The 14,694-nt window shown below is 42.7% G+C and carries 16 protein-coding genes and 1 tRNA gene; 11 read left to right on the forward strand and 6 right to left on the reverse strand.

Annotated features, from left to right (window positions below):
• Positions 1–120: 120 nt before the first annotated feature.
• The 3 genes from ABD128_RS06130 to ABD128_RS06140 are packed head-to-tail and all read left to right on the forward strand — an operon-like array spanning position 121 to position 2,455.
• Entirely contained in the window at positions 121–909 is a 789-nt protein-coding gene (locus ABD128_RS06130; RefSeq protein WP_343988061.1) for a hypothetical protein, read from the forward strand.
• A 4-nt stretch (positions 910–913) separates the two neighbouring features.
• A complete protein-coding gene (locus ABD128_RS06135) occupies positions 914–1,747 on the forward strand; it encodes a hypothetical protein (protein WP_343988065.1) in 834 nt (277 codons plus the stop codon).
• A 9-nt stretch (positions 1,748–1,756) separates the two neighbouring features.
• On the forward strand, positions 1,757–2,455 hold the full coding sequence (locus ABD128_RS06140; protein ID WP_343988067.1) for a hypothetical protein: 699 nt from the start codon (positions 1,757–1,759) through the stop codon (positions 2,453–2,455).
• 57 nt (positions 2,456–2,512) lie between these two features.
• Here the strand turns inward: ABD128_RS06140 and ABD128_RS06145 are convergent.
• The 3 genes from ABD128_RS06145 to tpiA form a co-directional block, all read right to left on the reverse strand.
• Positions 2,513–2,598 (reverse strand) — tRNA-Leu (locus ABD128_RS06145).
• Positions 2,599–2,610: 12 nt separating this feature from the next.
• Positions 2,611–3,081 carry a preprotein translocase subunit SecG gene (gene secG, locus ABD128_RS06150; protein ID WP_343988070.1) on the reverse strand — a complete coding sequence of 157 codons (471 nt, stop codon included), beginning with the start codon at positions 3,079–3,081 and terminating at the stop codon, positions 2,611–2,613.
• Positions 3,082–3,099: 18 nt separating this feature from the next.
• Positions 3,100–3,867: a triose-phosphate isomerase gene (tpiA, locus tag ABD128_RS06155; protein ID WP_343988072.1), complete on the reverse strand. Its 768-nt coding sequence runs from the start codon at positions 3,865–3,867 to the stop codon at positions 3,100–3,102.
• A 417-nt stretch (positions 3,868–4,284) separates the two neighbouring features.
• Between tpiA and ABD128_RS06160 the strand changes: the two genes are divergently transcribed.
• The 8 genes from ABD128_RS06160 to nqrM all read left to right on the forward strand — a co-directional run bounded on the left by ABD128_RS06160 (position 4,285) and on the right by nqrM (position 11,540).
• Positions 4,285–5,631, forward strand: coding sequence for a Na(+)-translocating NADH-quinone reductase subunit A (locus ABD128_RS06160; RefSeq protein ID WP_343988075.1), 1,347 nt, complete (start codon positions 4,285–4,287; stop codon positions 5,629–5,631).
• A gap of 1 nt (position 5,632) precedes the next feature.
• On the forward strand, positions 5,633–6,838 hold the full coding sequence (locus ABD128_RS06165; RefSeq protein ID WP_343988078.1) for an NADH:ubiquinone reductase (Na(+)-transporting) subunit B: 1,206 nt from the start codon (positions 5,633–5,635) through the stop codon (positions 6,836–6,838).
• Positions 6,831–7,592, forward strand: coding sequence for a Na(+)-translocating NADH-quinone reductase subunit C (locus ABD128_RS06170; RefSeq protein WP_343988081.1), 762 nt, complete (start codon positions 6,831–6,833; stop codon positions 7,590–7,592). Before ABD128_RS06165 ends, ABD128_RS06170 begins: the two co-directional genes overlap by 8 nt.
• A 1-nt stretch (position 7,593) precedes the next feature.
• Complete coding sequence (locus tag ABD128_RS06175; RefSeq protein WP_343988084.1) at positions 7,594–8,229, forward strand: NADH:ubiquinone reductase (Na(+)-transporting) subunit D; 636 nt, start codon at positions 7,594–7,596, stop codon at positions 8,227–8,229.
• On the forward strand, positions 8,229–8,837 hold the full coding sequence (nqrE, locus tag ABD128_RS06180; RefSeq protein WP_110199735.1) for an NADH:ubiquinone reductase (Na(+)-transporting) subunit E: 609 nt from the start codon (positions 8,229–8,231) through the stop codon (positions 8,835–8,837). Before ABD128_RS06175 ends, nqrE begins: the two co-directional genes overlap by 1 nt.
• A gap of 18 nt (positions 8,838–8,855) precedes the next feature.
• On the forward strand, positions 8,856–10,082 hold the full coding sequence (gene nqrF, locus ABD128_RS06185; RefSeq protein WP_343988088.1) for an NADH:ubiquinone reductase (Na(+)-transporting) subunit F: 1,227 nt from the start codon (positions 8,856–8,858) through the stop codon (positions 10,080–10,082).
• A gap of 95 nt (positions 10,083–10,177) precedes the next feature.
• On the forward strand, positions 10,178–11,191 hold the full coding sequence (locus ABD128_RS06190) for an FAD:protein FMN transferase (protein WP_343988091.1): 1,014 nt from the start codon (positions 10,178–10,180) through the stop codon (positions 11,189–11,191).
• Between the two features lie 127 nt (positions 11,192–11,318).
• Positions 11,319–11,540, forward strand: coding sequence for a (Na+)-NQR maturation NqrM (gene nqrM, locus ABD128_RS06195; protein WP_110199741.1), 222 nt, complete (start codon positions 11,319–11,321; stop codon positions 11,538–11,540).
• Between the two features lie 50 nt (positions 11,541–11,590).
• Here the strand turns inward: nqrM and ABD128_RS06200 are convergent, their stop codons facing one another.
• From ABD128_RS06200 to glmM, 3 genes are all read right to left on the reverse strand, one after another.
• Positions 11,591–11,986, reverse strand: a complete 396-nt coding sequence (locus ABD128_RS06200; RefSeq protein ID WP_110199743.1) for a CBS domain-containing protein — start codon at positions 11,984–11,986, stop codon at positions 11,591–11,593.
• Positions 11,987–12,110: 124 nt separating this feature from the next.
• Entirely contained in the window at positions 12,111–13,244 is a 1,134-nt protein-coding gene (locus tag ABD128_RS06205; protein ID WP_343988097.1) for an OmpA family protein, read from the reverse strand.
• 110 nt (positions 13,245–13,354) lie between these two features.
• Positions 13,355–14,686 carry a phosphoglucosamine mutase gene (glmM, locus tag ABD128_RS06210; protein WP_343988100.1) on the reverse strand — a complete coding sequence of 444 codons (1,332 nt, stop codon included), beginning with the start codon at positions 14,684–14,686 and terminating at the stop codon, positions 13,355–13,357.
• Positions 14,687–14,694 lie beyond the last annotated feature (8 nt).

Here is a 14,694-nt window from a genome sequence, read left to right on the forward strand (position 1 = left end):
CTCCTCAACTTTCGTTAATAAGTCACTTTTGCATACGTTGACAGAAGCTCATCCTTGGACTAGCATAAATTTTATACAAAGGATTTTGTTTTTCACCAGAACGAATACAAGGAGTATAGTATGTCTGGATCAAAAGAGGCCGTCGAACTGGCCACCCACCTACCGGAAATTGGCTTTCCGGAATTCACCACAAAGCTCGTTAGTGATGTTTTTGACTCACTCATTGCTTCAAATCTACGACAAACTGAAGCTTACGTTGAGCTTTTAAAGCAAACTAGCAAAAACCTCAAAACTTTTATCAACGACACCCGCGATGATATTAGTGGAGAAATGTTATTACAGTTCCTAGGCAGAGTGCTTGGGGCAGACAGTGATAACAACAATCCGGATCTAAAGATTGGCGATTCCTTAACTGCTCAACAAGCCAGCTCGCTGAACGATGCTTTGGAAGTTAAAGATGCGGACATTGCTTCTGATAATAAAGTCGCAGCTGCCGGCAATGTCACCGAGAATAAATTTCAAAGTATTCTCGATGCCGTGGCAAACCGTTTGTCGGCTGACAAATATACCTTGCTTAAAGAAATGGTTAAGCAAGGCTTATTGCGACTTGTTGTTGAAAACGGTGAAATTGAAACACGTCTCACCTTCAATACCTATGGCTCTTCTTACTATCAAAATCGTTCTACGGATTATCAACGTAAGGACTTCAACTTTAGAGCTAAAGCAAAAACTGGAGGTTTACTTTCCGGTTGGGTCAAGGCATCTGCTTCAACGTCTTACAATAGTGTCAAAATTTCTACAGCCACTAAAACGGATGTTGATCGTTCAAGTAGCAGTGTTCAAATTTACGGTCGTGTGTTTATTAATTTCAAAACCGACTATTTACCCTTAGACCAAAATGAAGGTTAGTTAAATGTCTAATGATAATTTAACTCCTATCGATATGGGTTTCGCCGAGTTTGTGGCGAAACTCATTTCAGAGGTCTTCGATGCGGTAGTGACCTCTCAAGCGGAGCAACAAGAAAAGTTCAATGAACTTCAAGAGCTCATGATCTTACCTCAGGACTCTTTTATCGACCACCTATTACAGCAAGATTCTTTTATTCAACAAGTGGATGAACTTTTAGCGGAGCACTTTCCCGCGAATAATGATGACCAGCTACATGCTATCTACTCAGGTGCTCCTTACCAGCCTGCATCTGGAAATACTCCTGAGTTCCCGGCTGTATTTGAAAAGCTCGGCGTAAAGTTGTCTAAATCTGATTATCATAGTAAGAGTAAAACTTTGACGGACGCTGGGGTCTTGAAAATCTACCGCAAAGCAGCCACGCCCTATGCGGTTCAAAAACGCAACATCATGACCAAACTTATCGAACAGGGCCTATCCAACATTGTAGTCGACAGTGGCAAAATTAACGCTAAGTTAACTTTTAGTACAAATATTGCTAATGGGGATTCCGCCAAAGAGAACCCTGATAGCCAGGGTAAAGAATCTAATACCTCAAACGCGTCTATTCATAGTTTATCGAAGGGTAAGCTGCATGTAGCGACCACTTCCAAACTAGCCTTAACGAATAAATTAGAGCCCATTCAACCGATAAACCGTTTTGTTGGTATTTTAAAGCCTAATATCAATAAACAAGTTAGGTTAACAGTTAAGCCCGCCAGTAATAAGTCGCCTCAAGATGTTGAAACAAAAGCTAACATCTTTAGCGAAGTCGAGCTTAATTTTAAAACAATCCGCTAGTGTTCGAATATGACTGACTTTACTGTTGAAGACATTGTGTTACTGATCCACGGCGAGATTGCGACTGCGGTTACGAGTGCCGAGGTTTATGGTAGCAGTCCTGGTATAAAGCTTTCTAATGTTCGGGTTCGCATGGGCCAAAGTGCTCAAACTAACGAAGACAATAAAATTACACTTAATACAGAGCGCTTTCCTCCAGCTGAAAAGGGATGGTTGATTGATGTAAGCTATAGTCCTACCGATACAACTAGCCTAGACTCGATAACCGACAAAAACCACATTCTCCCGAGCTATGTATCGCAATTCCTTGCGACTACCTCTGTCGATAAACTTAGTGGTATTGGTAAAAAGTACAAACAAGCCCTGAGCCACTTCAATATCAAAACCATTCAAGACCTTGCTGAACTCTTAGGTAGCACGGTCATCGCCGAGAAAATGTCTATCACTCATAGTCAACTAAGACGCTTTCAAAGCCTTGCACACCAGGCGTTATCAGTCCCCACAGCGAGTATCCCCAATAATCTTATATCAATAAAACTTGGCTCTCTTCTTGAGCTACTATGGTTTAATAGTAGTGATACCAGATTGTCTGCCCTAACTAGCCAAGCTAAAAGTCAACTTTTACGTTGGTTACAACAGCTCGAGCTATGTCTTGATAATGACTTTTTTAATCACCTTTCGCTAAAAGATATGCTCAAAGAGCCTTAATGTCGAAAAACTCAAAGCATAAAAAAAGACGCCCTAAGGCGTCTTGATTTAAAACTTTGGTGCTCAGAGCGGGACTTGAACCCGCACGGCCTACGGCCACTACCCCCTCAAGATAGCGTGTCTACCAATTCCACCACCTGAGCTAAAAAAGTCTTTTAGTTATCGCCGTCTTTTGACTGTTCAGCATCTTCTGCTGCGGCATCGATAGACTCAGCGATTGTATCTTGGTCTTTATCAGCTGTTGGGATCTCTGTGCTTATCTCAACTTTTGTTTCAGCAGGAATTTCTGTACTGATTTCTTCACTAGTTTCGCTTGGGATTTCCGCTGAACGAGCTGATTCGCCAGTTTGCTCAGATTGAGCAGCAGCGTCAACAAGGCTAGATTTGTTGGCTTCTTCGTTGTTATTGATCGCGCTAATCGCAAGCGCTATAGCAAAGAAGATAATTGCCAATATTGTGGTACTTTTAGTCAAAAAGTTACCTGAACCTGGTGCTCCAAATAGTGTACTCGAGGCTCCTGAACCAAAAGAGGCTCCCATCTCGGCACCTTTACCTTGTTGGATCAAAATAATACCAATCAATAGTAGAGCTACTACTAACAGACTGATCATTAAAAATAATTCCATACTCTTAACCTGCTTCTCTTAACCTGCAATTTTACAAATTGCGATAAACTCATCGGCTTTTAGGGATGCTCCCCCTATTAAACCGCCATCAATGTCTTTTTGCGCTAGTAATTGCTCAGCGTTTGCTGCTTTCATACTACCGCCATATAAAATCTGTACTTTATCCGCAACCGCTTCATTCATTTCTGATAAATACTGACGAATGGAAGCATGTACGTCTTGCGCTTGCTCTGGGCTTGCCGTGACACCAGTGCCGATAGCCCAAACAGGCTCATAAGCAATAACGCCTTGGCCAAGCTTTTCTAAACCCTCTGCGTTGTCCTGATAAAAGGACAGCACCGCATCAATTTGAGCTTTAACCACATCCATAGTAGTGCCGCTTTCACGCTGCTCAAGCGTCTCACCCACACATAATACAGGGGTTAATCCGGCTTCTAGAGCTTTAGCGTATTTAGCCGCTACTAAATCGTTAGTCTCATGATAAAGGCTTCGACGCTCTGAGTGGCCCACTAAAACGTATTTTGAGCCTATATCTTTGAGCATGTCACCACTAATCTCGCCAGTGAAAGCCCCTTGGTCTTGCTCTGAAAGATTCTGACCACCAACGGCAATCTTACTGCCTTTAGTCAGCTGAATCGTTCTGTCTATATGTATAAAAGGTGGACAGACAAGTATATCGCATTGCCAACTATTATCTAACTGACCTTTGATGCCACTAACCAAGCTCTCTAGGGAGTCTAGATTACCGTGCATTTTCCAATTTCCTGCGATCAAGGTTTTGCGCACTTCACACCTCTTAAACTAAGACTGTTAGCTACTTACTGACGTGGGGATACTGAGTAATTTGCAACGCTCAAAGCCCGGACAATAAGAAACCCACCTTTTTACAAAAGGGCGCAAATATTAACCGAGCCTTGGCTTTAACACAAGCATTGTTGCTTAAGATTTAGAGATTTTAAGTTCAATCCTTGGTTTTATCCCGAAAATCATGGATTTTACCGCTCTGATCCAAGTATAATACGCGCCGTTTGAGGTTATTGAACATTTTTTGACCTCAATGTTGAGCGATTGTAATGGAAATAGACCAAAAAACAATAGATTAGACTGGTTACAGAGTGCTGTACGCCAGGTTTTTGTTTTTGGTCAAGATGACGTTGCAATTATTGAAGTGACAACCATCAGGTATTATTTAAGTAGCGACCTATGATTAAGATTAAAAAAGGCCTGGATCTTCCTCTAGAGGGAAAGCCAGAGCAAACGATCTCAACTGGTGCTACGGTCAAAACCGTCGCCATCTTAGGCGAAGATTATGTTGGCATGAAACCGACCATGCACGTTCAGGTTGGTGATCAAGTTAAGAAAGGCCAGTTAATCTTCGAAGACAAGAAAACTCCCGGGGTAAAATACACAGCTCCTGCGGCAGGAACTATTTCTGCTGTAAACCGCGGTGCAAAGCGAAAGTTGCTTTCCGTTGTGGTTGAAATCGCAGAGCAAGAAGAAGCCGTGTCTTTTAACAAATATTCTGCGGACCAAATCTCAAGCCTTGACCGTCAAGCCATTGTTGATCAAATGGTTGAGTCTGGCATGTGGACTGGTTTGCGTACCCGCCCATTCTCGAAAGTTCCAGCAATTGATTCGACCACTAAGTCGATCGTTGTTAGCGCAATGGATACTAATCCTTTAGCGGGCGATCCAGAAGTGGTTATTAAAGAGCGTAACGCTGACTTTAATCTGGGTTTGGATATCTTGGCTCAACTGGCTGAAGACAAAGTCTTCGTCGCTACAAAAGCCGACTCCAACATTGAGAAGTCATCTAACGCTAAAGTAAACTATGAAAGCTTCTCCGGCCCACACCCTGCGGGACTGGTTGGTACACACATCCATCACTTATGTCCAGCATCAGCGGAAAACGTTGTTTGGCACATGGGTTACCAAGACGTTATCGCACTTGGTCGTTTATTTGCGGATGGCGAGCTTTTTGTAGAGCGCATTATTGCTTTAGGTGGTACTGAAGTTAAAAACCCTCGCTTGGTTCGTACTCGTCTAGGCGCTAACGTTGATGAGCTACTGCAGAACGAAATCAATGATAACGACAATCGCTTAATCGCTGGTTCTGTTTTGAACGGAGTGAATGCGGTTGAAGCTCGTGGTTTTGTTGGTCGCTATCATAACCAGGTTACCGTTATCCCTGAAGGACGTGAAAAAGAATTCTTTGGCTGGGCTATGCCAGGAAGCGACAAGTTCTCAGTAACTCGTGCTTTCCTAGGTCATATCTTCCCTAAAAAGAAGTTCAAATTAAACACTTCTACGGGTGGTTCACACCGCGCAATCATGCCAATTGGTAACTATGAGCGTGTTCTTCCTCTTGATATCCTGCCGACGCAACTAATCCGCGCATTAGTATGTGGCGACACCGATACAGCCCAGCAACTTGGTTGCCTAGAGCTGGACGAAGAAGATCTTGCTTTATGTACATTCGTTTGCCCAGGCAAATACGAATTTGGCTCAATTCTCCGCGAAAATCTGACTAAGATTGAGAAGGATGGCTAAGATGGGTTTAAAGAATTTAATTGAAAAGAATGAACCGCATTTTGAGAAAGGCGGTAAGTGGGAAAAGTGGTATGCGCTTTACGAAGCAGCAGCTACGATTTTCTACACTCCGGGTCACGTCACTAAAGGCGCTACCCACGTTCGAGATAATATCGACTTAAAACGTATCATGATCATGGTGTGGTTCGCTACTTTCCCTGCCATGTTCTGGGGTATGTGGAACGTCGGTTATCAAGCTCAAATTGCATTACAGGCAGGTATGAGCCTTCCTGATATGTGGCAAGTTGACTTCTTCCAGTTCATGGGCGGCGCTATTACGCCTGACACTGGAATCTTTGGCCTTATGTTCTACGGCGCTTGTTTCTTCCTACCAATTTATGCCGTGACATTTATTGTCGGTGGCTTCTGGGAAGTGCTTTTCGCCACAGTTCGCGGACATGAGATTAACGAAGGCTTCTTTGTTACCTCAGTGCTATTCGCTCTGATTCTTCCAGCTAAAATCCCGTTGTGGCAAGTTGCCTTAGGTATTTCTTTCGGTGTGGTTGTCGCCAAAGAAATCTTCGGTGGTACTGGTAAGAACTTCATGAACCCAGCATTAGCAGGTCGCGCCTTCCTTTTCTTCGCCTACCCAGCAGATATTTCTGGTGAAACCGTTTGGGCAGCTGTCGACAGCTACTCAGGTGCGACGCCATTAGCGGCTGCAGCGGCTGGCACTATCACTGACTACAGCATCAACGCAAGCTGGTGGGACGCTTTCATGGGGCGCATTCCTGGCTCTATTGGTGAAGTTTCAACATTAATGTTGATGATCGGTGGTTTATTCATTATCTACATGCGAATCGCTTCATGGCGTATTGTTCTTGGCGTACTTCTTGGCATGATTGCTACCAGCTATATCCTCAACGGTATCGGTAGTGAGTCGAATGCGATGTTTGCAATGCCTTGGTACTGGCACTTAGTTACAGGTGGTTTTGCCTTTGGTATGTTCTTCATGGCTACAGACCCTGTATCTGCGTCACTGACTAACAAAGGTAAATGGATATTTGGTGCCCTAATCGGCTTTATGGTTGTGATGATTCGTGTCGTCAACCCAGCCTTCCCAGAAGGTATGATGTTGGCCATCCTATTCGCTAACTTATTTGCGCCGTTAATCGACCACTTTGTGGTTCAGGCGAACATCAAACGGAGGACTCGTCGTAATGTCTAAGAAAGAAAGTCCTATCAAAACGATTGTTGTCGCAGTTGTCTTGAGTTTGGTTTGCTCTGTAGTCGTATCTTTTGCTGCGATTCAGCTAAAGCCACAACAAGAGCTAAATAAAGAACTCGATCGTAAGCGTAATATTTTGATTGCAGCACGTTTGCTTGAGCAAGGTGGCACTCAGTCTGAGATTGATGAGCTATTTAAGCAGGTAGAAACGAAAGTTGTTGATTTATCAACGGGGGAGTTCATTGAGCCTCCTAAAGGCTTTAACCAACGTAAATTTGCTAAAGACCCAAAAACTAACAAGGTTTTACAGGGCCAAGCAGACATCGCTGGTATTAAGCGTCGCTCACAGTTTGCGAACGTTTATTTAGTTCACAATGGTGACGAACTCGACACTATCGTACTACCAGTACACGGTTATGGCCTATGGTCGACTATGTATGGTTTCCTAGCTCTTGAGCCTGATACTAAAACTGTTGTTGGCTTTAAATATTACGAGCAAGGTGAAACAGCTGGGCTTGGTGGCGAGATTGAAAACCCAACTTGGTTGTCACAGTGGCCAAATAAGCAGGTTCTAAATGAGCAAGGTGAGCCAGTAATTAAGCTAGTTAAAGGCTCGGCTCAAACTGAAAACCAAGTAGACGGCCTTTCAGGTGCAACCTTAACCAGTAACGGTGTTGAGAACACACTTCACTACTGGTTAGGCGAGGATGGCTTCGGTCCATTCTTGGAACGTGTAAGAGCGGGAGAAATTTAAGATGGCATTTGATAAACAAGAAGCCAAATCGGTCTTATTTTCACCGATTTTCAATAACAACCCGATTGCTTTGCAGGTACTAGGTATCTGCTCTGCGCTAGCGGTTACGAGTAAGCTTGAAACAGCTTTAGTAATGAGTTTGGCTCTTACTGTGGTTGTTGCTCTTTCGAACATGCTGATCAGTATGATTCGTAAGCAGATTCCATCAAGTATTCGAATCATCGTGCAAATGACGATTATCGCGTCATTAGTAATCTTGGTTGATCAGGTACTTAAGGCATACGCCTATGAAGTATCTAAGCAGCTATCGGTCTTTGTTGGCTTAATTATTACCAACTGTATCGTTATGGGTCGTGCCGAAGCCTACGCTATGAAGAATGGTCCATTCATGAGCCTTCTTGATGGTATCGGTAACGGTCTTGGTTACTCTGTGCTATTGATTGTAGTCGGTATCATTCGCGAGCTATTCGGCTCAGGTGAGTTACTGGGTTATACAATCTTGCCTTCTACCGCAAACGGTGGTTGGTACGAGACAAACGGTATGTTGGTTCTTCCAGCAAGTTCATTCTTTATTATTGGTTTCCTTATCTGGGCACTACGTGCTTGGAAAAAAGACCAAGTGGAGGATAAAGAATAATGGAACATTATTTATCATTATTTATCCGCTCTGTTTTCGTAGAAAACATGGCATTGGCATTCCTTCTGGGAATGTGTACTTTCTTAGCGGTTTCTAAGAAAGTTCAAACTGCAATTGGTCTTGGCATCGCGGTTATCATCGTGCAAACCATTACCGTTCCAGTGAACAACTTATTGGTTCATTACCTTTTGGCTGACGGCGCTTTAGCGTGGGCAGGCTTCCCGGAGGCTGACTTAAGCTTCTTGGGTTTGATTGTCTATATCGGCGTTATCGCGGCATTGGTACAGATCTTGGAAATGACTTTAGACAAGTTCTTCCCAGCGTTATACCAATCGCTAGGTATCTTCCTGCCATTGATTACGGTTAACTGCGCCATCATGGGTGGTTCACTATTCATGGTAGAGCGTGACTACGACTTTGCTGAGTCTGTTGTATTTGGCCTTGGTTCAGGTTTTGGTTGGGCCCTAGCAATCGCAGCTTTGGCTGGTATTCGTGAGAAAATGAAGTATTCAGATGTTCCAGATGGCTTACGTGGTTTAGGTATTACCTTTATCACTGTTGGATTAATGGCGATCGGCTTCATGTCATTCTCTGGTATTAAATTGTAATCTATAAGGAAACAACCAATGAGTGAAATTATTCTAGGCGTTGCCTTATTTACCATAGTGATTCTAGCGCTTGTGATGATTATTCTATTCGCACGTAAGCAGCTAGTAGCTACTGGTAACGTTACAATTAACATCAATGACGACGCTGATAAATCTATTACTACTGAAGCTGGCGGTAAACTACTCGGTGCACTAGCCAACAACGGTATCTTCGTATCATCTGCCTGTGGTGGCGGCGGTACTTGTGGCCAGTGTGTATGTAAAGTAACTGAAGGTGGTGGCTCAATTCTTCCAACAGAAGAAAGCCATATCACAAAGAAGGAAGCCGCCGAAGGTTACCGTCTTTCTTGCCAAGTTGCTGTTAAACAAGACATGAAAATCGAAGTACCAGAAGAAGTTTTCGGTACTAAGAAGTGGGACTGTGAAGTTATTTCTAATGATAACAAAGCCACTTTCATTAAAGAGCTTGTTTTACGTATTCCCGATGGTGAAAGTGTTCCTTTCCGCGCTGGTGGTTATATTCAAATCGAATGTCCTCCGTACAAATTGAAGTACAGTGAGTTTGATATTCCTGAAGAGTATCGTCCAGACTGGGAGCAGTTTAAGTTATTTGACGTAGAAGCCGAATCAAAAGAAGAAGTGATTCGCGCCTACTCTATGGCGAATTACCCAGAGGAAGAAGGCATTATCATGCTGAACGTTCGTATTGCAACGCCTCCGCCACGCGATATGTCCTTACCAGCGGGTAAAATGTCATCATATATCTGGAAACTTAAACCAGGCGACAAGGTAACTATTTCTGGTCCTTATGGTGAGTTCTTCGCTAAAGATACAGACGCTGAAATGGTCTTTATTGGTGGTGGTGCAGGTATGGCACCTATGCGCTCTCACATTTTCGATCAACTTCGTCGTTTGAAGTCTAAGCGTAAAATGACCTTCTGGTATGGTGCACGTAGCAAACGTGAAATGTTCTATGTAGAAGATTTCGACATGCTAGCTCGCGAAAACGAGAACTTCGAATGGCACGTGGCCCTTTCAGATCCACAACCTGAAGATAACTGGGAAGGTTATACAGGCTTTATCCATAATGTCTTGTATGATAACTATTTGAAAGATCACCCAGCCCCTGAAGATTGTGAGTTCTATATGTGTGGACCTCCAATGATGAACGCGGCATGTATCAAAATGCTAGAAGATTTAGGCGTGGAGCCAGAGAACATCTTACTCGATGACTTTGGTGGCTAATCACTACTAACTCTTTTAAAATAGGCGGCCTTAGGGTCGCCTTTTTTGTTTCTGCTTTTCACGATTACATACTTACTCGCTTAGGTACTATGATTATGCGCACTATACTTCTTACCATACTTAGTCTGCTCTGTATTTCATGCTCACAGGACATTCCATACAGTAAAATTACGGGCTCTACTATGGGCACGACCTACAGCGTTATCCTTAAGTCAGATACAGCTTCTCCTGAAGCCGTATACGAAGATATAGAAACGGAACTCAAAGATATTAATCAGCTTATGTCTACGTACATACCTGACAGCGAAATTAACCGATTTAATTCTTTAAAAGATGATTCATGCTTTCATTTCTCAGACAAAAGTTGGGAAGTGCTTGTCGCTGCACAGAAAGTCTACCATGCCACTAATGGAGCTTTTGATATTACTATGGGTCCTCTTATTTCACGTTGGGGATTCAACGTAGAAGAGTATGACGAAAAAGTACCTACTTCAGTTGAGGTGAACTCTCTATTAGCTAAAGTCGGTACCAATAAACTTAATTATGATTTCACTAATCAATGTATCAGTAAGAGATTACCAGAAATTACGATTAACTTATCGGCCATCGCAAAAGGTTATGGCGTCGATCGTGTAGCCCATATCGTGGAACAGCATGGCGTTTTTGATTACTTAGTTGAGATTGGCGGCGAGACAAAAGCCAAAGGACGCAACCCTAGCTCTACCGTTTGGCGAGTCGCAGTAGAAAACCCATCCTCTCTCTCGCAGCGTGAAATGCTTGTGGTGGGTCTCACAGATACCTCTATCGCTACATCTGGTGACTATCGTAACTACTATACTGTTGATGGAAAGCGTTTTTCACATACTATCGATCCTGAGACCGGCTATCCTGTCGAGCATACTTTATCCTCTGTTTCAGTGATACACTCACAGAATATGTACGCTGATGCTTATGCAACAGCTTTTTCGGTGATGGGAGTCGAGCGCTCACTAGAGTTAGCTAACCGCCTTGATCTACCTGTATTTATTGTCGAACATAGTAATAAGCAGGATGAAGAGGCTAACACTCATAGTAATGATCAGTTCGGTAGCTATATTTTGACACACTAAACTTCACAGCAATCTTAATCCTTGATATTGCAGATAAATCACATCACAGGTTGTGTGTTTTTTAAACTGTATATTCGTCATTGGAGTATGATAAAATACACCCACTTAACGAGATATTAGAGTCATTATGAGCAGTACATTTTTATTAGCTTTTGCACTTTTTATTGGCGTCATCATAATTATGGCCGTTGGTTATATTTTTCAGCAAAAGCGTATAAGCGGTAGTTGTGGCGGACTGGATGCGCTTGGTATTGAAAAAGCCTGCGACTGCGACAAGCCGTGCGCGAAAAAGCGTGCGCGTATGCGCAATAATGAACACCGTTTAGATATTACAGTAATCGAAGAGTAATTCCTAAGAATTACTCTTTTGCTTTATTTAATTTGAATGGCAGTGACTGGTTAAGAGAAGTGTTGGAAGGCTTTAAGAATACTTTGTCTTGAAATCATACCAACAAGTTGGCTCTTTTCGACCACTGGATACATTCTACAGCTATCTTCTAAAAATCTTTCAGCGACATCCGCTATATTATCATCAGGATGTACTGTACGGACCTCCTTCGCCATCCTATCAACAACCTGATCACCTAGGTCACCGTGGTAAATCGCACTTAACACAGTGTGTAAACAATCTTTTTCTGATAAATAGCCGACCAAGCGATTGTGGTCGTCAACAACAGGTGCACCGGTAAGTCTGTATTCCATCATCGTTTGTGCAGCTTCAACGACATCAGTTTCTGGCTTCAAAGTAATCATTGCTGAAGTCATATAATCACGTACTGTGACTGATTTTAGCATAGGCGGCTCCTTTTAAAATTTAGCTTTATAGTTATTACGCTTCATTTGATAGTAGCCTATTTCCTATAAAAAACAAAGCCCAGCAGTTGCTGGGCTTTGTTACTATCATAACTACTAAAAGTAATTATTTCTTAGTTTCTGCGTGTGCTTCTGCACGACGGTTAAGGGCACGACCTTCAGCAGTTGAGTTATCTGCGATTGGACGCTCTTCACCATAACCTACAGCACTTAAACGAGAACCATCAATACCGAAGTTATTGATTAGGTAATCTTTTACTGCACCTGCACGACGCTCAGATAAGCCTTGGTTGTATTGGTTAGAACCAGTGCTATCTGTGTGACCTTGGATTTGAGCATTTACGCCAGGATATTGACGCAAGAACTCTGCAACTTTCGCAATTTCAGAAACCATTTCTGGTTTGATTTGGTACTTATCAACGTCAAAGTTCAAACGCATGTCAACGACAACTTCTTCTTTCGGCTCAACTTTACAGCCACGCTCGTCAACTTTGGCACCAGCTTCAGTACCAGGACATGCATCTTTGTAATCCGCTACACCGTCACCGTCACTATCAAGCGCACAACCGTATGCGTCTACTGCAGCACCGGCTGGAGTACCTGGACAACGATCGTCAGCGTCTAGTACGCCATCACCGTCAGAGTCTTTAGCTTCTTTCTTTGGCTCTACTTTAGGTGCTGGAGCGCCTGCGCGAACCGTATCACCAAAGAAGTAACCAATGTTGAAATAAGCCATTTTGTCATCGCCACGCTCTCCTGAATCTAGGAAGTCATAACCAACGCGTAAAAATACGTTGTCATTAGCGAAGTGCTGTATACCTAAACCAACTTTGTAGAACTCGTCTTCAAAATCAGAATGATACACGTCGTACTTATCTTCGTGCTTACCGTAACCCACTTTTAAGAATGGGTGTGTTTGAGTGCTACCCATCCAATCCGTATCGTTATACATAACATCTAAACCGTAAGTTATGATGTCTGTACGCGCACCGATTGCGTTGTTATAAGCATCGTCTGTATAGCTATACAAGCCTTCAACTTGCCAGTTCTTGTTTAACGCCCAACCGAAACCAAAATCACTTCCGATTCTTTCGTTAGTTTGACGATATACATCTAAATCTAAATCGTGAATACCTACATAGCCATAAAAACCATGACGGTCTTGTACTTCACCTTCTCCAGCGTATGCTGTTGAACCTAAGGCCAACAAACAAGCTGCTGCTATTAACTTCTTCTTCATAACTTTGCCCTCTTCCTTTTGTTTTCTGAATTTAAAGAGTACAGCTATTATACATGAAACAATAACTTACACTCAGAAATATACGTAACTTTGAACAATTTTACAATATTCTAAATAAGCTCCTTCACCTTGTCAGCTATGTGTTTCGCGCTATTTTTTGATAGCTCTAGGTCTGTTGCTTCAACCATAACTCGTATTAGAGGCTCGGTCCCAGACTTTCGGATAAGTACGCGACCTTTATCACTAAGTTGAGTTTCAACGTCTTTTATCACTGCTTGTAACTCAGACTTTGATAAAATTTCATCCGCATCTTTAACTCTGACATTGATTAACGTTTGCGGAAATAACGGATGGCTTTCAGCAAATTGCTCTAATGTCTGCCCTTCGTTATTTAAAGCCTTTAGGACCTGCAACGCTGAAATAATACCGTCACCCGTAGAGTTATAATCTAAACATATTACATGCCCTGAAGATTCGCCGCCAAGCTTCCAACCGTTCTTCTTTAACGACTGCATCACATAACGGTCACCAACATTGGTTCTTTCAAAGTCAATATTGTGTTTCTTAAAATCCACTTCGATTGCCATGTTCGTCATCAAAGTCCCAGCAACACCACTAAAGTCTTTATCATTCTTGTTCAGCGATTTTGCTAAAACCCAAATCAGTTGATCACCATTTACGAGTCGACCTTTCTTATCGACCATCATGACGCGGTCACCGTCACCATCGAACGCAATGCCTAAATCGGCGTTATGTTCTAACACAGCATTAGAAAGCGCCTTTGTGTCTGTGGCTCCGCAGTCTAAATTAATGTTTAATCCATTTGGCTCACATCCGATCTTAATAACCTCGGCACCTAACTCTTTAAACACATAAGGTGCTATGTGATACGTTGCTCCATGTGCACAATCTACCACCAGTTTCTGTCCTTTTAATGTCAAATTATTCGGAAAACTGGCTTTACAAAATTCAATATAACGTGCCGATGCATCTTCCAATCGATAGGCCTTACCCAGCTTATGACTTTCCTGAGCCGTCATCTCTTTATCGAGCAAAGCCTCTATTTCAAGTTCTACTTCATCAGGGAACTTGGTACCATCCGCAGAAAAGAATTTGATGCCATTGTCATGGTAAGGGTTATGAGAGGCACTAATAACAATCCCAGCATCGGCTCTAAAGGTTCGGGTTAAATATGCAATTGCCGGGGTTGGCATTGGCCCCACTAACATACTATTAACACCAGCTGCCGTTAAACCTGCCTGCAATACTGACTCAAACATATAACCTGATATTCGGGTATCTTTGCCAATGACAACCTTTCCTTTATTGCCTAGCACTTGTCCCAATGCCCAACCAAGCTTCAAAACAAACTCAGGCGTGATTGGAAACTCCCCTACAGTGCCTCGAATACCGTCAGTACCAAAATATCTTCTGTTGCTCACTTTAATTC

Origin of the sequence: Kangiella japonica (assembly GCF_039523535.1) — a bacterium.
GTDB lineage: Bacteria > Pseudomonadota > Gammaproteobacteria > Enterobacterales > Kangiellaceae > Kangiella > Kangiella japonica.

What these genes read in the sequence shown, in the direction of transcription:
- ABD128_RS06130 (WP_343988061.1), top strand. Translation starts at nt 121, where the DNA reads ATGTCTGGATCAAAAGAGGCCGTCGAACTGGCCACCCACCTACCGGAA.
- ABD128_RS06135 (WP_343988065.1), top strand. Translation starts at nt 914, where the DNA reads ATGTCTAATGATAATTTAACTCCTATCGATATGGGTTTCGCCGAGTTT.
- ABD128_RS06140 (WP_343988067.1), top strand. Translation starts at nt 1,757, where the DNA reads ATGACTGACTTTACTGTTGAAGACATTGTGTTACTGATCCACGGCGAG.
- secG (WP_343988070.1), bottom strand. Translation starts at nt 3,081, where the DNA reads ATGGAATTATTTTTAATGATCAGTCTGTTAGTAGTAGCTCTACTATTG.
- ABD128_RS06160 (WP_343988075.1), top strand. Translation starts at nt 4,285, where the DNA reads ATGATTAAGATTAAAAAAGGCCTGGATCTTCCTCTAGAGGGAAAGCCA.
- ABD128_RS06165 (WP_343988078.1), top strand. Translation starts at nt 5,633, where the DNA reads ATGGGTTTAAAGAATTTAATTGAAAAGAATGAACCGCATTTTGAGAAA.
- ABD128_RS06170 (WP_343988081.1), top strand. Translation starts at nt 6,831, where the DNA reads ATGTCTAAGAAAGAAAGTCCTATCAAAACGATTGTTGTCGCAGTTGTC.
- ABD128_RS06175 (WP_343988084.1), top strand. Translation starts at nt 7,594, where the DNA reads ATGGCATTTGATAAACAAGAAGCCAAATCGGTCTTATTTTCACCGATT.
- nqrE (WP_110199735.1), top strand. Translation starts at nt 8,229, where the DNA reads ATGGAACATTATTTATCATTATTTATCCGCTCTGTTTTCGTAGAAAAC.
- nqrF (WP_343988088.1), top strand. Translation starts at nt 8,856, where the DNA reads ATGAGTGAAATTATTCTAGGCGTTGCCTTATTTACCATAGTGATTCTA.
- ABD128_RS06190 (WP_343988091.1), top strand. Translation starts at nt 10,178, where the DNA reads ATGCGCACTATACTTCTTACCATACTTAGTCTGCTCTGTATTTCATGC.
- nqrM (WP_110199741.1), top strand. Translation starts at nt 11,319, where the DNA reads ATGAGCAGTACATTTTTATTAGCTTTTGCACTTTTTATTGGCGTCATC.
- ABD128_RS06200 (WP_110199743.1), bottom strand. Translation starts at nt 11,986, where the DNA reads ATGCTAAAATCAGTCACAGTACGTGATTATATGACTTCAGCAATGATT.
- ABD128_RS06205 (WP_343988097.1), bottom strand. Translation starts at nt 13,244, where the DNA reads ATGAAGAAGAAGTTAATAGCAGCAGCTTGTTTGTTGGCCTTAGGTTCA.